We start from the raw sequence: 19,720 nt of genomic DNA on the forward strand, positions 1-19,720 counted from the left end.
GAACGGCGCCGTGATTTTCACGGCGCCCTGAATTTTCGAAGCCTTGCGTATCCCAGACCTCTTTGTGAAGCGTCCGCCGACGCCCGGCTACCCCTTCAACGCTTCGATGATCTGCGCACGCACTTCAGGCCGCTCCGCAAACGGGTCCGTCGGATTACGCGGCATGACGATATCCTCGGCACGCGTTTTGACAGCGCCTAACGCGTGCGGATGCGAAAAGATATAGAACTGCTCTTCGCGGATCGCATCGAACACCATGTCCGCGACCTCCTGCGCGCTCACCTTCCCCGAACTCACTGCCTTCTCGCTCATCACACGCGACACCCGTTGCGATAAGGTCGGCGGCGTGTCGTTGGCAAGTTCGGACGGCCGGTTGCGATGCGCCTTCGCAATCCCCGTCGGCACAAAGTACGGGCACAGCACCGAACACGCCACCTGCTGCGTGACCAGCGAAAGGTCCTGATACAGCGATTCGGTCAACGACACCACCGCATGCTTCGACACGTTGTACGGGCCCATCATCGGCGGATTGAGCATGCCGGCCATCGACGCGGTATTGACGATGTGCCCGCGATAGTCCGGATCGCGTTTGGCCGCTTCGAGCATGAGCGGCGTGAAAACCCGCACGCCATGAATCACCCCCCACAGGTTGACGCCGAGCAGCCATTGCCAGTCGCGCTCGGTGTTCTCCCACACGAGGCCGCCGCTGCCGCCCACGCCCGCATTGTTGAAGACCAGATGCACGCCGCCGTAAGCGTCGAGCGTGGCGCGCGCCAGCGCGTCGATCTCTTCGCCTCTCGCCACGTCGACACGGCGCGCGATAGCCTGCGCGCCGGCCGCGCTCACCTCGGCGAACGTTTCGTCGAGTGCGTCCTGCTGCACGTCGGCGAGTACGAGGCGCATACCCAGTTTCGTGCCGAGCCGTGCAAACTCCCGGCCAAATCCGGAGCCCGCACCGGTGATCACCGCGACGTTGCCTGCAAAATTGTCCATGCCTTGTCCCGTTTCCAGTTGGTACGTCCAGTCAGATGTCGTGGCTCGCCTGCGCGACGCTGTTACGCCCCGATATTCACCGCGTTAGCGCGCGGCAGGATCGTGCCGCTCGCGCAACTCCCTTTTCAGCACCTTGCCAATCGGACTGCGCGGCAACGCATCGACGAAGATCAGCGCGGAAAGCCGTTGCATTTTCCCCAGCCGCGCGTTGACCCAGGCAAGCAGCGTCTCGGCTCCGATCGATGCATCGGTCCGGCGCACCACGAACGCGACCGGTGTCTCGCCCCACTGCGCCGAGTGCATACCCACCACGGCCACATCCGCGACATCGGGGTGCGAACCCAGTTCAGCCTCGAGGTCGCTGGGATAGATGTTGAAGCCGCCCGAAATGATCATGTCCTTCTTGCGATCGAGCAGCGTCAAAAATCCGTCTGCATCGAAGCGCCCCATGTCGCCCGTACGGATAAAACGCTTACCGCTCGGGTCATGCCATTCCGCCTCGGCAGTCTTGTCCGGCTGCCGGTAATAGCCGGTCATCATCGCCGGCGAATGGCCGACGATTTCGCCCACTTCACCTGCAGCGACCTCGTTGCCGAGTTCGTCGATCAGACGGATATCGTGACCTTCCGCCGGTTTGCCGACCGTATGCAGCTTGGCCGGAAATTCATCGGCCTCCAACTGGCACGAACCGCCGCCTTCCGTCATGCCATAGTACTCGGTGAGCTTGCCGGGCCAGCGACGCACTACGTCCGCTTTCACGCTCGCCGCGAACGGCGCACTGGTGCAGAACTTGGCCTGAAAGCTGGAAAGATCGTAACGGTCGAAGTCCGGGTGCGCCATCAGGCGTTGATACTGAACCGGCACCAGCATCGTGTGGGTGACGCGGTACTGGTGCGCCAGTTCGAGATAGCGTATGGCGTCGAATTTCGGCATCAACACAACTGTGCCGCCGAATGTCAGCGTCGGCATGAAACTCACGAGCGTCGTGTTCGAATACAGCGGCGTGGAGATCAGCGTCGTGGCGTCAGGACCGTAGCCGCGCTGAATGCTGCGCGCCGCATAGGCCCAGCGCATGCCATGCGGCTGCACGATACCCTTCGGTGTACCCGTGGTGCCCGACGAATAGATGATGTTGAACGGCCACGCCGGATCGATCGTCACGGTTTCAGGCGTGGTTCCCTTCGGGGCGAGCCACGCTTCAAGCGGGGTGCTGCCTGCATGCGCGTCGAGCGCGATGGGAATGGCGTCGATCTCGCCGGCCACCGGTTCAAGCAAACGTTTGACGTCGGCATCGAGGAACAGCAGCCGCGCGCCCGAGTTGCCGATCATGCTGACGAGACTCGCCGCGCTCGACGACGGCGCAAGCGGCGCCACCGCGGCCCCTGCCCGCAGGCCACCGAGAAACGCCACCACGTACTCCACCGAGGCGGCCGCGCACAACGCAATCGCATCGCATGGTTTGACGCCGTCGCGCTGCAAGGCGGCGGCAAAGCGATCGACTCGCGCGTCCAGCGCGGCGTAAGTCACGATCTCGCCGTCGCAGATCAGCGCTGCGTGCTCAGCGCGTTCTTTGGCGAAGCGGCGGAGCATGTCGGTAATGCAGACGAACGGTTCGTCCATTAGCGTTTCGAGCCATGTCATGACGACGTGCCTCCCGTGCCGCCACCGCTACCGGTGTTTGCGCTGCTCTGACTGGCCGCGGCCGTGCGCGCCGCATCCTCTTCCTGCAGCTTGCGCCACAGAATCTTGCCGCTACCCGACTTGGGCAGCGACGTCACGAATTCGACGATGCGTGGCGCCTTGTAAGACGCCATCTGTTCGTGCGACCAGTCGATGATCTCCTGCTCGCTGATTGCACCGGCATGAGACGCAGCGGGCACCACCAGTGCCTTGACGGTTTCTCCGCGTTTAGCGTCCTTCACGCCGATCACGCACACTTCGTGAATCGCGGGATGCCGGTACATCAGCGCCTCGACTTCCGCCGGCCAGACCTTGTAGCCCGATGCGTTGATCATACGTTTAAGGCGGTCCGTCATGAAGAAATACCCGTCCTCGTCGATATGACCGAGATCCCCGGTGCGGAGAAAACGCTTGCCGTCGAGTTGGATAAACGCTTCTTCCGTCGCCTTGGGATTGCGCCAGTAGCCTTGCATCACCTGCGGCGCGTTCACGATGATCTCGCCGGTTTCACCTTGCGGGAGTTCCTGCAGCGTGACCGGATCGATCACGCGCGAATCCACGTCAAACACCGGAATGCCTAGACACTGCGGCTTCGGCCGATGTGGAGGATTGATGTGCGTGCCGGCGATCGTCTCGGACATGCCATAGCCTTCGACATAATCGAGCCCGGTAAGTGACTTGAGCTTTCTGGCGATGGCCTCCGGCATCGCCGCACCACCACCGCGCGCGCCTGTCAGGCTCGACAGATCGTATTCGTCCAGTTTTGGGTTGGACAGAAAATCGACCATCATGGCCGTGATCGACTGCCACGCGCTCACGCGATATTTCTGCATGCATAGCGCCGCCGCTTCCCGATCCCAGCGAGGCAATACAACGATGGTTGCCCCGGAGAACACCGCGCTGTTCATGCCGCCTTGCATGCCGGTCACGTGAAACAACGGCAATACCGATAGATACACACCGTCCGACGGCGCCGAGAACCACACGCAACCGCCCAGCAGCGTGCTCATTACGCTGCGGTGCGTGTGCATGCAGCCCTTTGGCTTACCGGTAGTGCCGGAGGTGTAAGGCATCACGCACAGATCGTCTGGACCGGTGGTGAGCGGGCCCGGCGCGAGATGTTTTTCGAGCGCCTCACGCCACGGCGTGACGCCCGGAATATTGACGGTCTTGCGCGGCGCGGCCACCAGTTCCGGCACGGGAATCGACGATGGCCCCTTCACATAATCGCTATAGGTCGCGACGATTGCATGCTCGATACCTCGACCTGGGCCTGTGCCGATCAGCGGCTCGACGTTTGCGAACAGACATTGCGGTGCAAAGATCGTGGTTGCGCCACTGTCCTCGACGTAATGCGCCAGTTCACCGCTCATATTCATCGGGTTGACCGGCACCACGACGGCGTTTGCGCGCAAGATGCCGTAGTAGGCGATGATCCATTGCGGGCTGTTCTGCATATAGAGCAGCACGCGGTCGCCTGCCTTGACATGGCACTCCTGCTGCAGAAATCCCGCAACGCGCTCGGCTTCGTCCTTGAACCCGGCGAACGTGACCGGCGTGTCGTAGAAGACGATGAACGGTTTGTTGGGAAAACGCGCCGCCGACACCTCGGCGTTGTAGAAGATATTGGTTTCGGGCAGCGTCAGATGCTTTGGCACGTGCGGCGGCCAATTCGGATAATGGCGTTCGTTCATAGGCGTCTCCTGCCTGACTGTCTGTGCGCGTTTCACTGAGCACGCGCTTCGTTCACATCCGCCGCGTGACGGATGCGACCAACTGATGAATCCGGTGAATCAGAGGTGGCCGCCGGTGGCGTCACAAACGCCCGAGGTGACGCCCAAGCTCCATCTTCGCGATCGCATTACGGTGCACTTCGTCGGGCCCATCCGCAAAACGCAGCGTGCGTGAGCTCGCGTACGCGCGCGCGAGGCCTAAGTCGTCGCTGACCGCGCCGCCGCCGTGCACCTGCATGGCCCAATCGATCACCTGGCACGCCATGCTCGGCGCGGCCACCTTGATCATCGCGATCTCCTGGCGCGCATCTTTGTTGCCGACCGTATCCATCTTGTGCGCCGCGTTCAGCACCAGAAAACGCGTCTGGTCAATCATGATGCGGGCATTCGCGATCCGCTCACGCGTCACCCCCTGATCGGCGATCGGCCGGCCAAACGCCACACGTTCCAGCGAGCGGCGGCACATCGCCTCGAGTGCGCGCTCAGCACGCCCGATCAAACGCATGCAGTGATGGATGCGGCCCGGTCCGAGCCGCCCTTGCGCGATCTCAAAGCCGCGCCCCTCGCCGAGCAGCATGTTGCCGGCCGGTACTCGCACGTTTTCAAAAGCGATTTCAGCGTGGCCGTGCGGAGCGTCGTCATAGCCGAATACCGGTAGATGGCGCAGCACTTTCACGCCCGGTGTGTCGATCGGTACGAGGATCATCGACTGCTGCTGATGCCGGTTCGGGTGATCCGGATTGGACTTGCCCATGAAGATCAGCACCGTGCAGCGCGGATCGTTGGCGCCCGAGGTCCACCATTTGCGGCCGTTGAGGAGGTAGTCGCCGCCGTCGCGCTCAATGCGCGCTTCGATATTGGTCGCGTCCGATGAGGCGACTTCCGGCTCGGTCATCGCAAAGGCCGAGCGGATCGTGCCGTCGAGCAGCGGTAACAACCATTGCTCCTGCTGCTCGGGCGTGGCGTAACGCACCAGCGTTTCCATGTTGCCGGTGTCGGGTGCGGAGCAATTGAACGGCTCCGCGCCGATATGCGAGCGCCCCATGATTTCGCACAGTGGCGCGTATTCCAGGTTGGTGAGCCCAGCCCCGTATTTCGACTCGGGCAGAAACAGGTTCCACAAACCCACGGCCTTCGCTTTCTTTTTCAGATCCTCGATCACCGGCGCGGGCTGCCAACGGTTGCCGGATTCACGCGCGGCATCCATCTGCGCGTCGAAAACCGCCTCGGCCGGATACACGTATTCGTCCATGAAAGCGTTCAGGCGTTGCTGCAAATTCTTGACTTTGTCCGAGTGCTGAAAATCCATGCGGCGTCTCCTGTCTCATGCAAAGCTGTTGTGTGCGTGGGCCCGGCGCGCCTGAACCCACGCGCAGTGCCTCGGAACCGCTCCGTTGGACCATGAGTCAGACGATGATCGAGCCGCCGTCCACCGCGAAATACTGGCCTGTGATGTGACGCGACGCCTCACTCGCGAGGAACACGACCGGGCCTTCGAGATCCTCCTCGCCGCCGAGACGCTGCAACGGCGTGCGCGCCACGATGGCGCCTTCGAGTTTGTCGAGCAGTCCTGCCGACATTTTCGAGGGGAAGAATCCCGGGCAGATCGCGTTGACGTTGATGTTGTACTTGCCCCATTCCGCCGCGAGCGCCCGCGTGAAGTTGATCGCCGCGGCTTTGGACGTGTTGTACGCAATCGTGTTCATACCGGGCGGCGACCCCTTCAGCCCTGCCACCGAAGCGATGTTGATGATCTTGCCGGCACGGCGTGGAATCATGCTGCGCTTGCCGACTTCGCGAGCGACGAAAAACGGTGCATGGACATTCAGGTTCATCACCTTGTGCCACGCTTCGTCCGGATAGTCCTCAGCCGGTGCGCCCCATGTCGCGCCCGCGTTGTTCACGAGAATGTCGATGTGGCCATGCGCGCCGATCACTTCTTCCACGAGGCCGGGGATACCCTCGAAGCGCTGCAGGTCGTTGACCAGCGTCTGCACCTCGATCCCGCGGCTTTGCAGATGCGTTTTCGCCTCGGCGAGTTCGTCGGCCTTGCGCGCGGTGATCGCCACACGGCAACCCATTTCCCCCAGCGCTTCGGCCATTTGCAGGCCCAACCCGCGAGAGCCGCCGGTGATCAGTGCAACCTTGCCGTCCAGTTGAAACAGGTCTTTCACAGACATTACGCCGCTCCTCCAGGTTGTTCTGCAATGCAGACTTTCATTCCAGATTTTTCAACCATCATACGTGCCGAAATTCGCCGTGTAAATAAAAGCACGCTCATTCACTTTTGATTTAAACTGACACGCATCGCCGATGGGCGGATCATCGGGACTTACCCGAATACCGCACTTTTCAATCGAGCCGCGCCCATGCGACCCGTGCGTGTTGACACGCGTGCGGCGTAGTTGTTCTGCATAGTGGCTCACTTCTGGACGGGTCTTCTCCCATGCAAGATGCGCTGATCATCAACTCGCGTGATCTGGAATTCCAGCTGTTTGAAGTGCTCGAGGCCGAGACGCTCACACAGCGCGCGCGCCACGCCGACCATAGCCGCGAGACCTTCAACGCGGCGCTCGAAACAGCGCACGCGGTCGCCACCGAAAAATTCGCACCGCACAACCGCCTCTCCGACGAACATGAACCGCAATTCGACGGTCAGCGCGTGACGATGCCCGCCGCGGTAAAGGAAGCGCTCGACGCGTTCCGCTCCGCAGGCTTTCTTGCTGCCGGCAAAGATTACGAATGGGGCGGCATGCAGTTGCCCGCGGTGATTTCCTTTGCGTGCCTGTCGCTCTTCAAGAGCGCCAACATCGCCACCTCGTCTTATGCGATGCTGACCACGGCGAATGCAAACGTCATCGAACGGTTTGGCAGCGCGGCGCAAAAGCGCAAGTATCTGCAGGCATTACTGGAAGGCCGCGCGTTCGGCACGATGGCGCTGACCGAGCCGCAAGCAGGCTCGAGCCTGTCGGATCTCGTCACGAGTGCGGTGCCCAATGAAGACGGCACCTATTCGATCCGCGGCAACAAGATTTTTATTTCGGGCGGCGATCACGAGCTGAGCGAGAACATTGTCCACCTGGTGTTGGCGCGCATTCCTGGCGGGCCGCCGGGCGTCAAAGGGATCTCGCTCTTCACGGTGCCGAAATTCCACGTGAATGACGACGGCAGTCCCGGCGCGCGCAACGACGTCGCGCTGGCGGGGCTGATTCACAAGATGGGTTGGCGCGGCACCACGTCGACGATGCTGTCGTTCGGCGAACGCGGCGAATGCATCGGCGAACTGGTGGGCGAACCGCATCATGGTTTGGCGTATATGTTCCACATGATGAACGAGGCGCGCATCGGCGTCGGCCTCGGCGCGGTCATGCTCGGCTATCGCGGCTACCTCGCCTCGCTCGATTACGCACGCGAACGGCCGCAAGGACGGCGCCCGGACAACAAGAACCCGCTCGATCCGCAATTGCCGCTGATCGAACATGCCGACGTGCGCCGCATGCTGCTCGCCCAAAAAGCGTATGTGGAAGGCGCCTACGCGCTGTGCCTGTACGCGGCGCGCCTCGTCGATGAACAGAACACTGGCGAGAGCGACACCGCGCGCGCCGAAGCGGGCCTGCTGCTCGATCTGTTGACGCCGATAGTGAAGTCATGGCCCTCACAGTGGTGCCTCGAAGCGAATAGCCTCGCGATCCAGATTCACGGCGGTTACGGCTATACGCGTGAATATCCGGTCGAACAGTTCTACCGCGACAACCGCCTGAACATGATTCACGAGGGCACGCACGGTATCCAGGCGCTCGATCTGCTCGGCCGCAAAGTCGTGATGAAACAAGGCGCGGCGCTCAAACTGCTGGGGCGTGAAATACAGCGCAGTATCGAGGTGGCGCGCGCTCATCCGGCGCTGCAAGCGCACGCGGATTCACTCAGCAACGCATGGAGCGAGTTGACCGGCACCGTCGAAGCGTTATTGCCCACCCTGGCGAGCGAAAGCGAACGCGCGCTCGCCAACGCAAACGCTTTTCTCGAAGCGTTCGGTCATATCGTGCTTGCGTGGACATGGTTGCGGCAGGCGCTCGTTGCGAGCGCGGCCTTACCAGAAGCTGAAGCGAAGAACCAGACTGACGGCGACTTCTATCGCGGCAAGCTGCATGCGTGCCAGTGGTTCTTCCGTTGGGAATTGCCGCGCGTGTCGCTAATGCTTGCCACACTGCGCGGTCTCGACGATACGACGCTCAGCATGGCGCCCCAGTGGTTCTGAACGCCTTCGTTTGCTCAATGCGACAGTGCGCTTTCCAGTTGCGTCACCACGTCGATCAGGCGTGGGCGCACCTCCTCAAGCAGGAATTCCTTTGAGAGCTTGAATGAGGGGCCGCCGACATTGATCGCCATGATCGGCAATTCTCCGCCCGGCTGGAAAGCGCGCGCGATGCCGTTCACGTCTTTCTGCCAGTCTCCAAACGAAGTCGTAACGCCGAGCGTGCGGTAATCTTCGAGCGCGCTCTCAATACCGCGGCGGGTTTTCGGCCACGCCACGTGATCGAGCTCACGCACCTGCTCCATGAAGCTGAGACGATCGTGTTCAGGAATTGCCGCAAGCCATGCACGGCCAATCGCCGACGTGGCGACCGGAATACGCGAACCGACTTCCAGGGTCAACGCAAGCGCTACCGAGCCCCGGCAATTTTCCACGTAGATCATCGAGAGTCGATCGCGCGTGCCCAACGACACGCTCGCGCCGATGGTCTCGGCCAATTCCTGCATCACCGGCCGCGCAATCTTGCGCACATCGAGCCGCGCCAGCATCGCGCTGCCCAACGCAAGCGAGGCCGTGCCAAGCCGGTATTTACCGCTCTCTTTCAGATGAATCAGATAGCCGAGCAGCGTGAGCGTATGAGTGAGGCGCGATACCGTCGATTTCGGCAGCTTGCAACGCAAGGCGAGTTCCTGATTGCTCAGTGACTTGTCGCCCGAGCGGAAACACGCCAGCACCTCGAGTCCACGCGCGAGCGCCGTGACGAAATGCCGGTCGTCCTTATGCGCCTCGTGTGCCGTCCGGCTCGCGAGGACTGAATTTGTCCTCGCGGATGCCGCGGGCGATGGCGCAGTGTCGCCGGCGCGCAGGTCTTCGGCCGGATTATCGATTGGGCTCTGATTGGTTTTGCTCAAAATGAAACGCGCTCCTGCGAAACGGCACCATCTGAAAGACAAACCGTGGCCCGGATCGCGAGGGATCCGGGCTGCGGAATTATAGACAAACGCAAGCCGCCGCTCAGGCCTCTTCTTTCGGCGCAGCCACCACTGGGCTGAAGAAATAAACGATCGCGCCGATCGCAAGCGGCGCGACGGTCACGGCGAACAGCGCCGAGTAGGTTCCCGCGTCCGATAGATGCGCCCGTTTTGCGGCGCCCGCGATCCAGCCGAAACAACTGCTGGTTAGCGCTACGCCGAGAAAAACCAGGCTATTGAGCAAGCCCAGGCCAAGCCCGAGCCGGCGCGGCGCGATGATGGCACGCGCTTGCGACATCACGAGCGGATGGATCGAGCCGACCGAGAACAACACGCAGATCAACGCGACACTGAGTACCCAGTTGCCGTCCGGAACGAGCGCAAGCACGAGTGCCGCCAGCACGCCGGCGATCAGCCACAGCAACGAGATCAGCTTGGGCGCGCAGAATCGCACGGCGAGCGGGATGCCAAACGACGCGGCGATTCCGATCACGCTGGTGACGGTCATCGCGTTGCCGCGCGCAATGACGTCGAAGCCGTAGACGTCGGCAAGATACGGTCCACCCCATGACGTGCGAAACGTGCTGCCGACCGAGAGCGCGAGGCAGGCGGGCATCAAGGTCCAGAAACCCGTGCGCCGTTTCACCGCGCCTGCCGCGTGCTGCGGTGCAGCGAGGCTTCGCTCATGCTCGGCGGCGTCGCGCCGCTGCACGAAACCCACGACACCCAGCGTTGCGCATAGCATGGCGAGCGCGGCGGTGACCATAACCGGACGCCAGCCGAAGCTGGCCGTTGCCCGGCTCAGCGGAAACGCGGCCAGCAACGCACCCGCCATGCCGATCGCACTCGCCATCGTGACCGCGCGCACATTGCGCGTGCCGTGGCCGCTACGCAGCACGTAATTGAGCAGTCCCATGAAGATGGGCGCGCAACCGAGCCCGATGCCGGCTTGCGCGACAAGCGCCACGGTTGCGCTCGTTGTCATCGAAAGGACGCCGGCGCACGCGGCACCGATGCCCATCAGAAGCGCGGTGGGTCCGCGCACGCCGTAGCGGTCGAACATCAGACCGACCGGCAGTTGCGCGATCGCGAACACGAGAAAGAACGAACCCGCGAACCAGCCGAACATTTGCGGCGAGAAATGAAAATCGCCGATCAGCTGAGTGGAAATCACGGCGATGTAGCTGCGAAAAAACTGACTGAGCACGTAGCTGAAGGTCAATGCCCACAAGCCGTAATCGATCGACGATCTGGCAGGTTCCGTGCGTGTTTCGTGTAATTGTTGCTGTACGCCATCAGACATCTGCGGTGCGCCTTTGATGATCGAAGCCGCCATGATAGGCCAACCGGCAACGGGCCGCCGGGTGAGTTTTTTCAGCACTTGCGCGTTTGCTGGAGTATTGTTTAAACGCGCTGGGAGCTTCACGACGTCACTCTTCTACAAGACAGGGGGCTCCGTGCAGGCGGAAAAGTGCTTGCAGGCGCGTGTTTTTTGCATGCAACGATGCGACATCAACTTTTCGAGGAATGGAGAAAACGTGAAAACAGTCAATCTATTGAAGGTACTCGGCATCGCATTGTGTGTGGCGACGGCATCCAGCGCCTATGCCCAGGCGAGCGATGCGATGGCATCCGGCAGCATGGCGGCCCCGGCTACCAGCCCTAAAACCGTCAAGAAGGTGGATCGCAAGTTGGGTCTGGACGTACGCAGGGCTTTGTCGAAAGCGCAGGGTTTTGATGTGTCGAACGTGTTTGTCCGCGCGCGTGGCGGCGCGGTGACGCTAACTGGAACGGTGCCCGACAGCGGACAGATTTCGCAAGCGGAGGACGTCGCCAAGGGTGTTGCCGGGGTGAAATCGGTGAACAACAAGCTGACACTCGGCACGCAGGGCGGCGGTGGGGGTTGATCGCGCCGCGCAATTGATCAGCGGCGGCAGGTTGCGATAGAGAGCGTCGCAAGCGTCAAGTTGCGGCGCTGCCTGTCGTCCCGCCCCGTCCCGATCCGCTCTGGTATTTGACGAAACCGTCAGCGTCGAACCAGGCCGACGACATAGCAGCAAACTGTGTTCCAGCCGTTGAAGAACTCGCACTCGAGCGGCGCGCCGAGCTGCAGGCAATCCCCTTCTGCAAGCTGATACACCTGCCGGCCTTCACGAAAAGTCAGGACCCCTCGCGTCACCCAGATCTGCTGATGCTGAAACGCAAAGGCATCCGGCGGATAAGGCACCCGCACGCCCACCGGCAACTCGATCTCCAGCAACTCGAGCACCCCGCCGGTGGGCGGTGAAATCCGCCGCCGCGTATAACCCGTTTCCGGGTCCTGCCACACAGGCTGCCCGGCCCGCCGCACCAATCGCTCGCCACTCTGTTCGGCAAGCGCCAGCAGGGTCGACAAGGTCAAACCGAAGGCGCCCGAGAGACGGCCGAGCACGGTCGCCGTTGGACTCGCCTCGCCCCGCTCGATCTTGCTGATCATCGCCTTCGACACCCCCGAGCGCTCCGCCAGTTCGCTCAGCGACCAGTTACGCGCTTCGCGCTCGGTCTTCACGCGTGAAGAAATCGCCTCGGTCAAATCGATAGCAGAGGATTCGGACATGAAAGGATCGGAACCGGAAAAAGGTGAGCTTACCGTGAGCACGTCCACTTTGAGCCCTCATTAAAGGCCAGAATCAATGTCTTGCATAGTGATTTTTCGTCCACTATATTAAACGAACGATTCCCGCACAACCTCACTGCGTGATCGCCTGTTCTGAACTGCAACCGCAAGCATCCGTCCACCTCAGCCGGAAGACACCATGCCGAAGGAAATTGTTCTCAACGCTTTTGACATGAACTGCGTCGGCCACATCCAGCAAGGCATGTGGACCCATCCGCGCGATCAGTCCATCCGCTATACCGATCTTCAGTACTGGACCGACTATGCGCGCTCGCTCGAGGCAGGTCTGTTCGACGGCATTTTTTTCGCCGACGTGGTGGGTGTCTACGACGTCTACGGCGGCAATCCTGACGCGGCGATTCGCGGTGCGGTGCAGGTGCCGGTGAACGATCCGACGCTGCTGATTCCGGCCATGGCCGCCGTTACGCGTCACCTGTCGTTCGGCGTCACGTCCAATCTCACCGTCGAGCAGCCCTATCTGTTCGCGCGGCGCATGTCGACGCTCGATCATCTGACCCGCGGCCGGGTCGGCTGGAACATCGTGACGGGCTATCTGGACAGCGCGTCGCGCGCGATCGGTCTGTCCGGGCAAATGGCCCATGACGACCGCTACGATCTCGCCGACGAATATATGGAACTCGTCTACAAACTGTGGGAAGGGAGTTGGGAAGACAGCGCGGTGCTGCGTGACAAAACCCAAGGCATCTATGCGGATGCATCGAAAGTCCACGTGATTCATCATCACGGCAAGCAGTATCGGGTGGACGCCATGCATCTGAGCGAACCGTCGCCGCAACGCACGCCGGTACTCTACCAGGCGGGTTCGTCAGCGCGCGGCAAGCAGTTCGCCGCAGCGCACGCGGAGTGCGTGTTCGTCAACGGCCAGGCGAAGCCCGCCGTGAAAACCATCGTCGACGACGTTCGCGCTCACGCCGTGGCGCACGGGCGCCATGCGAACGATATCAAGGTGCTGCTCGGGCAAACGGTAATCACGGGCCGGACGGATCGCGAGGCACAGGAGAAGTACGCCGAGTACCGGCGCTATGTGAGCAGCGAGGCTGCGCTCGTGCATGCGGCGGCGTCGCTCGGTATCGACTTCGCGCGCTATGACCTCGACGAGCCGATCGACACCGGCAAGAGCCAGGCCATCGTCTCGAACGTCGAAGCGATGACGCGCGCCGCCGGCCCGCAATGGACCAGGCGCAAGCTGCTCGAACAGATGGTGCTCGGCAGCCGTCAGGCGCCGCTCGTCGGGTCGGCTGAATACATTGCCCACGAACTCATCGCATGGACCGAAGCAACCGGCGTGGACGGTTTTAATCTCTCGCGCACCGTCGCGCCGGAATGCTTCGACGATTTCATCGCACTCGTGGTGCCGATTCTGCAGGAACGTGGTGCCTATAAACACGCGTATCGCGACGGCACATTGCGCGAAAAACTATTCGGCCACGCGCGTTTGCCTGCCAGCCACACGGCGGCCCGGTTTCGCGGAGGCGCGGATTCCCATGCTTGACAAGCACATCTTTCGCGACGCCATGGCCGGCCTTGGCGCCGCCGTCAACATCATCAGCAGCGACGGCGTCGCAGGTCTCGCAGGCTGCACGGCCTCCGCGGTATGCGGCGTGACGGACGAGCCGCCTACCCTGCTCGTCTGCATCAATCGCGGCAGCCGCAACAACGCGGCCTTCCGCGCCAACGGCGCGCTGTGCGTCAACGTCTTGAGCGCGGATCAGCAAGCCCTTGCGGCGCATTTCGCCACGGGCTCGCTGCCCATGACCGAGCGCTTTGCCGCCGCGCAATGGAACACGCTCGCGACAGGCGCGCCCGTCCTGCTCGGCGCGCTTGCCTCGCTCGACTGCGAGATCGAATCAGTCACCGAAGTCGGCACGCATACGGTGTTCTTTTGCGCGGTGAAGGCCGCGCATACGCATGTCGGCGGCGATGCGCTGATCTACTACGGCCGCAGTTTTCATCGGGTCGGCACGCGCTGCGCGCCGGCAACGCTCGCTCAACCCGCCCAGTGTCCCGGCACCCACGCCCAGTGATTGCCTTCCCAGCGATAGTGGCCTTTCACCCAGTGATAACCCGGCGCGGGTGCCGGCGGCATCACTTCGACGAGCGGAGCGGGCTGCGGCGGCCGCGCCGGTTCGACGACGCAGGCTGACAACAAGGCAGCACTCAGACCTGCAAGCGATACGGCACGAATAGTCGATCTGATTTTCATATGCTCTCCCTGGTAATTTTCAAGTTATGCACGCACGAGCCCGGTAGTTGGCCGCATTCCCGCGATCTGGCCGAACAGCGTGTTCGCCGTACGCTGCGGATCGAGTCCGAGACTTTCGCTGGCGGCACCGGCAATCAGCGCATCCAGCGAAATGGTCGGCTTGAGATCGCGCGCTTCGTAGAGGTCGCCCGGTTTCAGGCCGGGCCAGTCGGCCAGCACGCGTCCGCCCGCCACCGATCCGCCCAGTACCATCGCCACCGAGCCGGTGCCATGATCGGTGCCGCCCGTGCCGTTGACGGCGACAGTTCTGCCGAACTCGGTGGCCACCACCACGGTGGTCTTGTTCCACAGCGGACCCATGCCGTCACGCAGCGCCGCGAGCATCGTATCGAGCGCTTTCAACTGATTGGCAAGACGCGCGTTTTGAGCCGTATGCGTGTCCCAACCGCCGGTTTCGATCATCGCGATCCGCGGGCCGTCGTCGCGCGACAGAAAGCCAGCGGCAAGCTTGCCCAGGCTCGCCGGGTCCTGACGCGCACCGGCCTCGCCCGCGAGCCCGCGCGCGGTCATGGCCGATTCCCACAGCGGGCGCAATTGCGCGTCCTGGTCGTACAGTTGCGAGACTCGCATCAGCAGATCGTCAGGCGCGGGCGGCAACCCCGAGGGCGCATACGACGTCACCGCCGCCTTGCCGCGCAGCGCCATCGGCACGGTCGGCGCGAAGGCAATCGCGTTCTCGCGCGTGGCCGGCATCGACGCGACGAGCCGGTTCAGCCAGCCGTCCTTCATCTGATACGGCGAGGTGCCGCCGGTCTCCAGCACGTTCTGCCCGTCGAAGTGCGAGCGGTCGCGGTACGGCGACGCCACCGCGTGGACGAACAGCGCCTGACGATTCGCATACATCGCGGCGGTCTGCACAAGCGCGGGATGCAGCGCGAACGTGCCGTCGAGCTTTGTCGCGTTGCTGGTATCGAGCGCGAGTGCGCCGCGCAACGACGCGTAGGTGGGCTCGGCGTACGGCATGACGATGCTCAGGCCGTCAGCCGCGCCGCGCTGGATGACGAATACGAAGCGGCGGTCGGTTGCAACGCTTGCAAAAGCGATCTGCGGCGACACCAGAATCGCGCCCGCGCCTGCGGCGGCAATGCTCAAAAACTTGCGGCGTGAAAGCATGGCATTCATCTCCGTTGAAAATCCGGCGAGACCAGCAGCAGCGCGATCGCCGTCGACGCGCTGTCGGCGCGCGACACAGCCGTGGCGGTCGGCGCGCTGAGCGAGCCGGCCAGCAAGGTCTGGCCGAGCGAGCGCGCATCGAGCCGGTCGCCGACCCGGGCCGCGAAGCGCTGCGCGACATCGACCCGGCGCACGAGTGCATCGGGCGCCGCCCAACTCGCGGCAATGTCGTCATAACCGGCGGGTGAACCCGGTCGCCATACCGGCTGGCCGAGTTGCGTCAGGATGGGGGCAGTCTGCAGATTGCCCAGGTCCTGCCAGCCGAGCCCGCGCATCGAAGAAATAGTCCACTCCCACGGCGTCTTGAACTTCGCGGCAACGGGCGACCACGCCTGCGGCATGTCGATCAGCGTCCGGTACACGGTCGGCAGATCGCCGCCACTGCGCTCGAATGCGTTCGCCAGCCGCTCGCTCACTTCAGGCGGCGGATTGTCCGCGACGAAGTGACGGGCGAGCTTGCCGCCGATATGCTGCGCCGTCGCCGGCGAACTCGCGAGGTCGTGCAGGACCGCCAGGGCCTGCTCTTCTCCGGGCTGGTCATAGCGGCGGCCCATGATGGTTCGCGAGCCCGGCTCGTGCAGCGCGACGCGAAACACGAAGGTGCCAGGGGCCGCGTCCGGCTGCGTGCCAAACCGGCCCCGATTACCCGCATTACCGGGACTGCCAGGATTGCCAGCGAGGCTCCAGCCGGTCAGCGCGCGGGCGAATTCGGTGACGTCGTCCTGGCTATAGCCGCTGCGCACACCGAGCGTGTGCAGTTCCATGATTTCACGCGCGAGGTTCTCATTCAGCCCGCGTTTGACGTTTGGATTGCGCTGCTCGGCGCGCATCGCCGCTACGCTGTCCGGTCCGACCGAGCGCGTCTGGTCGAGAAACAGCTGCATGGCCGGATGACGTTCGACCGCGACCAGCATGTCTTCGAAACGGCCGAGCACGTGCGGACGGATCGCTTCCGCTTCGAATGAGCCGGCCAGCGCCGCGACGCCGGGTTTTTCCGTGGACACCGCGAAGTGGTTCGCCCAGAAATGAACCAACCGCTCGACGAAAGGCGTCGGCGTGGTCAGCGCGCTTGCGACACGCGCGTTCACCGAGGCACGGTACATCGCGGCAATCTCACCGCGCAGCGCTTTTCGTTCGGCTTGCTTAGCAGTTTGGGCCGGAGTTTCTGTTGCAGCCTGTCCGGTGGTTGACGTGCTCGTTTGCGCATTCGTCTGACTAGCGGGCGCACCCACGCCGGCGTTCTGCGGATTCTGCCGGACCATCTGGTTCAGTTCCATGCGCTGCTGGATCAGTTCGGTGGACAGCGTCACCGAGTCAGGCTGGTTCGCCCATGCGGCAGGCCGCGCCTGATACTGTTCGAACTGCGCGAGCAGCCACGCCTTCGGGTCGGCGGGCGGCGTGTCGTCGACACGCGCGCCAAGGCCAAAGCGGTTCAGTGCAATCGCCGCGGCATTCATGTTCGGTGAGGTAGACATACCGTCCTCTTCGGCGTTGGATATTTCTTTAAACGAGTGCGACGATGAAATCCGTCGCGCTCGCCCAGAAATTTTTATCCACCCGAAGCGGCACCTGATGCTGTACTCGAAGCATCGCTCGAGGTCGGCCTGGAGGCCGCCGGCTGCGGCGGTTTTTTCGCATTGGCGGCCGCTTGCGGTTCACGCCATTGACCGCGCAGCTTCAGGCTGTCGGCGAATTCGACGCGCTCCTCGGGCGACAGCGTGGCCGCAAAATCCGCCACACTGCCCTCCACTTGCGCGCGCAAGCTGCTGTCCGCTTCACGCGTGCGTGCCAGCGCGGCATCCAGCGCCGCGCGATCGAACTGTGGCGCGGCGAGCAGCCGCAACACTTCGTGTCGCCCTTCGCGGGCATCGCGGGCAAAATCGCGGCCCTCGCGGCGCGCTTTCTTCAAGCCGTCGAGAAAGGCCTTCTGACGCTCGGCCGACAGCGTTTCGGCCGCAAAACGCAACGCTGTGCGCTGCTGCGCCTGCACCGGCGTCATCGCACCATGTGCCGCGAACCATTGATAAGCACCACCGACAATCGCACCCACCAGGAACACGTTGAGCACCAGCGAAGCCACCAGCACGATTTTCCATGACCGGCCGTTCATTCGCCGCTCCAATCGGCGGATGAACCACCGAAGCTCGAAGTTAAATAAGAAGACTCATGCACAGGCGGAGCCGTCCACGTCAACACGAAGAACGACACCGCAAAAGCGCCGGCCACGCCGCCCAGCAGTCCGACGCCCGCCACCGCCGCGCCCGACCACCATAACCGCTTGCGCGGCACACTGGGCCGCCGCGCCGGCGCGCTGCCGATGATGCGCTGCTGCAATGCCGCACCCGGCGGATCGACCTTGTCGGCCGCGAGCCACGCATCGATGCCGGCCGCGTCCGCCAGCATCGCATCGGCCTCGGCAGGGTGCGCCGCGGCCCACGCCTGCCCCGCTGCGCGTTCCTGTTGCGGCCAGCGGCGCGGATCGGCGCCGTAGGCCTCGACGATCTGATGGAATCTTTCGGGCGTCATGACTTGTCCTTGCTAAGGCCGCTGCCGGCCAGTTGGGCGCGCAGATTGCGGCGCGCACGTGCCAGCAGACTTTCCAACGCATCGACCGTGATGCCCATCAGGGCGGCAGCGTCGATGTTCGACATCTCCTGGTAATAATTGAGCACCAGTGCCTCGCGCTGTCGTGCGGGCAATGCGGCGAGCGCCTCGCGAACGCGCTCGTCCTGGGCGCGCGCTTCGAGGGTGGCATCGGGTAATGCGGCGGGGTCGACTTCGTCGGGCAGGTCGTCGTCAGGGACTTCACGGCGGCCGCGCAACCGGTCATAGCAAAGATTGAGCGCTACGCGGTGCACCCACGTATCGACCTTCGCCTCACCTTCCCGCCAGCGCGGGGCCTGTTTCCAGATCCGCACGAAGACCTCCTGCGCCACGTCTTCCGCTTCCATGCGATCTCCCAGCATGCGCGTGGCGAGCGCGAGCAGACGCGGCAGCTTGCGCGCGACGAGCGAACGGACGGCGGCCGGGTCCTGCCGGGCAACTCCCGCCAGCAGCTCCGCATCAGGATCGCGTTCGCTCAAGGCATGCGGCTCCACGGCGCACGCAAGATGCGAAGCGCGGATCGATCGGTTGTGCGCGCACCGCTACGAACAGTGCGCGCCGGGCGGATGGCAGGGTGCATTGCGCTCAATATACGACGACCGCCGGTCGATAGTAGGCCGGCCGCGCCGGGTAAACGACACAACCGGCGAGTGTAGCCGCCAGCAGAATGATCACAAGCGTTTTCATGGCAACCTGTCCGGTTGGATTACAAAGCGCGCCACGGCGCTCGACGTTCAGGCCCAATGCCCTTCGACCCAGCGCCAGTTCGGGCCGCGCTGCACCCAATGCCCCGGGACCCAGCGATAGCCGACCCGAACCGGCTGCCAGTGGCCGGGCACCCACACGTAACGGCCGTGATCCCAGCGCCAACGGCCCTGATCCCAGACGTAGCCGGCACGCGGCGCCGGCATCACCTCGACGCGCGGCGGCGGCGGCGCCATGGGTGCGACGATCACCGCTTGCGCCAAAGCGGGCACGGCCGTCAGCGCTGCAACACACGTGAGCGCCGCAGCGAGAACGGAAGTCAGAAGGCGGACCGGTTTGGTCGATGTCATGCTGGTTTCTCCCTAAGTGCCGAAAAGTGCCGAAGCCAGAAGCGGCTGCGTTTCTTCTTGAACGCAACAGCCGGAGAAATCCGTCGTTTTGATTTGCACTGAAAGAAACGCAATGTGACGTGCGAGTCGTGACCGGCAGCACCGCCCTCACTTTGCGACTCGCAGAAAGTAGAACGACAGCAAAAGTTATTCAAATGAATGACAACCGATAGGCAACGTAATGTTCGCGCCCCGAAATCTTAATCAGCCGATGTTTCAATGCGCGCTGTTTCTAGCGGTAAGACGTCTCAGCTGTACTTCTAACTTTCTAACAATA

The 19,720-nt window shown here is 63.0% G+C and carries 19 protein-coding genes; 4 read left to right on the forward strand and 15 right to left on the reverse strand.

The genetic code is table 11. The annotated features are described in order from the left end of the window. Positions 1-87: 87 nt before the first annotated feature. The 5 genes from GH665_RS30300 to GH665_RS30320 all read right to left on the reverse strand — a co-directional run bounded on the left by GH665_RS30300 (position 88) and on the right by GH665_RS30320 (position 6,586). Positions 88-993 carry an SDR family oxidoreductase gene (locus GH665_RS30300; RefSeq protein WP_153140862.1) on the reverse strand — a complete coding sequence of 302 codons (906 nt, stop codon included), beginning with the start codon at positions 991-993 and terminating at the stop codon, positions 88-90. Between the two features lie 84 nt (positions 994-1,077). Further along, positions 1,078-2,634: a class I adenylate-forming enzyme family protein gene (locus GH665_RS30305; RefSeq protein ID WP_246216416.1), complete on the reverse strand. Its 1,557-nt coding sequence runs from the start codon at positions 2,632-2,634 to the stop codon at positions 1,078-1,080. Further along, positions 2,631-4,367 (reverse strand): long-chain fatty acid--CoA ligase, encoded by a 1,737-nt coding sequence (locus tag GH665_RS30310; RefSeq protein ID WP_153140863.1) that lies wholly within the window; start codon positions 4,365-4,367, stop codon positions 2,631-2,633. The genes GH665_RS30305 and GH665_RS30310 overlap by 4 nt, the downstream gene beginning before the upstream one ends. 121 nt (positions 4,368-4,488) lie before the next feature. Then, complete coding sequence (locus GH665_RS30315) at positions 4,489-5,715, reverse strand: acyl-CoA dehydrogenase family protein (protein WP_153140864.1); 1,227 nt, start codon at positions 5,713-5,715, stop codon at positions 4,489-4,491. 97 nt (positions 5,716-5,812) lie between these two features. Then, complete coding sequence (locus tag GH665_RS30320; protein WP_153140865.1) at positions 5,813-6,586, reverse strand: SDR family oxidoreductase; 774 nt, start codon at positions 6,584-6,586, stop codon at positions 5,813-5,815. A 266-nt stretch (positions 6,587-6,852) separates the two neighbouring features. Here GH665_RS30320 and GH665_RS30325 point away from each other — a divergent pair, with 266 nt between their 5' ends. Continuing rightward, on the forward strand, positions 6,853-8,664 hold the full coding sequence (locus tag GH665_RS30325) for an acyl-CoA dehydrogenase (RefSeq protein ID WP_153140866.1): 1,812 nt from the start codon (positions 6,853-6,855) through the stop codon (positions 8,662-8,664). 14 nt (positions 8,665-8,678) lie between these two features. Here the strand turns inward: GH665_RS30325 and GH665_RS30330 are convergent, their stop codons facing one another. Further along, a complete protein-coding gene (locus GH665_RS30330; RefSeq protein ID WP_246216417.1) occupies positions 8,679-9,572 on the reverse strand; it encodes an IclR family transcriptional regulator in 894 nt (297 codons plus the stop codon). Between the two features lie 103 nt (positions 9,573-9,675). Further along, a complete protein-coding gene (locus GH665_RS30335; RefSeq protein WP_167531032.1) occupies positions 9,676-10,935 on the reverse strand; it encodes an MFS transporter in 1,260 nt (419 codons plus the stop codon). A 235-nt stretch (positions 10,936-11,170) separates the two neighbouring features. Between GH665_RS30335 and GH665_RS30340 the strand changes: the two genes are divergently transcribed. Next, a complete protein-coding gene (locus tag GH665_RS30340) occupies positions 11,171-11,539 on the forward strand; it encodes a BON domain-containing protein (RefSeq protein ID WP_153142373.1) in 369 nt (122 codons plus the stop codon). Between the two features lie 119 nt (positions 11,540-11,658). On the opposite strand, the gene GH665_RS30345 is transcribed toward GH665_RS30340, so the two are convergent. Then, on the reverse strand, positions 11,659-12,228 hold the full coding sequence (locus GH665_RS30345) for a helix-turn-helix domain-containing protein (protein WP_153140868.1): 570 nt from the start codon (positions 12,226-12,228) through the stop codon (positions 11,659-11,661). Between the two features lie 199 nt (positions 12,229-12,427). Between GH665_RS30345 and GH665_RS30350 the strand changes: the two genes are divergently transcribed. Together GH665_RS30350 and GH665_RS30355 are read left to right on the forward strand one after the other, a co-directional pair. Further along, complete coding sequence (locus tag GH665_RS30350) at positions 12,428-13,801, forward strand: LLM class flavin-dependent oxidoreductase (RefSeq protein ID WP_153140869.1); 1,374 nt, start codon at positions 12,428-12,430, stop codon at positions 13,799-13,801. Further along, positions 13,794-14,333, forward strand: coding sequence for a flavin reductase (locus GH665_RS30355; RefSeq protein WP_153140870.1), 540 nt, complete (start codon positions 13,794-13,796; stop codon positions 14,331-14,333). Before GH665_RS30350 ends, GH665_RS30355 begins: the two co-directional genes overlap by 8 nt. Here the strand turns inward: GH665_RS30355 and GH665_RS30360 are convergent. The 7 genes from GH665_RS30360 to GH665_RS30390 all read right to left on the reverse strand — a co-directional run bounded on the left by GH665_RS30360 (position 14,297) and on the right by GH665_RS30390 (position 19,404). After that, positions 14,297-14,512, reverse strand: a complete 216-nt coding sequence (locus tag GH665_RS30360; RefSeq protein WP_028194398.1) for a YXWGXW repeat-containing protein — start codon at positions 14,510-14,512, stop codon at positions 14,297-14,299. The two genes, GH665_RS30355 and GH665_RS30360, sit on opposite strands and share 37 nt — an antisense overlap. Positions 14,513-14,536: 24 nt before the next feature. Next, complete coding sequence (locus GH665_RS30365; RefSeq protein ID WP_153140871.1) at positions 14,537-15,685, reverse strand: DUF1501 domain-containing protein; 1,149 nt, start codon at positions 15,683-15,685, stop codon at positions 14,537-14,539. A 5-nt stretch (positions 15,686-15,690) separates the two neighbouring features. After that, on the reverse strand, positions 15,691-17,220 hold the full coding sequence (locus tag GH665_RS30370; protein WP_153140872.1) for a DUF1800 domain-containing protein: 1,530 nt from the start codon (positions 17,218-17,220) through the stop codon (positions 15,691-15,693). A 74-nt stretch (positions 17,221-17,294) separates the two neighbouring features. Next, positions 17,295-17,855 carry a periplasmic heavy metal sensor gene (locus GH665_RS30375; protein WP_153140873.1) on the reverse strand — a complete coding sequence of 187 codons (561 nt, stop codon included), beginning with the start codon at positions 17,853-17,855 and terminating at the stop codon, positions 17,295-17,297. Next, positions 17,852-18,271 (reverse strand): hypothetical protein, encoded by a 420-nt coding sequence (locus GH665_RS30380; protein ID WP_153140874.1) that lies wholly within the window; start codon positions 18,269-18,271, stop codon positions 17,852-17,854. Before GH665_RS30380 ends, GH665_RS30375 begins: the two co-directional genes overlap by 4 nt. After that, positions 18,268-18,870, reverse strand: a complete 603-nt coding sequence (locus GH665_RS30385) for an RNA polymerase sigma factor (RefSeq protein ID WP_281357410.1) — start codon at positions 18,868-18,870, stop codon at positions 18,268-18,270. Before GH665_RS30385 ends, GH665_RS30380 begins: the two co-directional genes overlap by 4 nt. A 213-nt stretch (positions 18,871-19,083) precedes the next feature. Beyond that, positions 19,084-19,404: a YXWGXW repeat-containing protein gene (locus GH665_RS30390; protein WP_153140876.1), complete on the reverse strand. Its 321-nt coding sequence runs from the start codon at positions 19,402-19,404 to the stop codon at positions 19,084-19,086. Between the last annotated feature and the right edge of the window lie 316 nt (positions 19,405-19,720).

The organism is Paraburkholderia agricolaris (genome assembly GCF_009455635.1).
GTDB lineage: Bacteria > Pseudomonadota > Gammaproteobacteria > Burkholderiales > Burkholderiaceae > Paraburkholderia > Paraburkholderia agricolaris.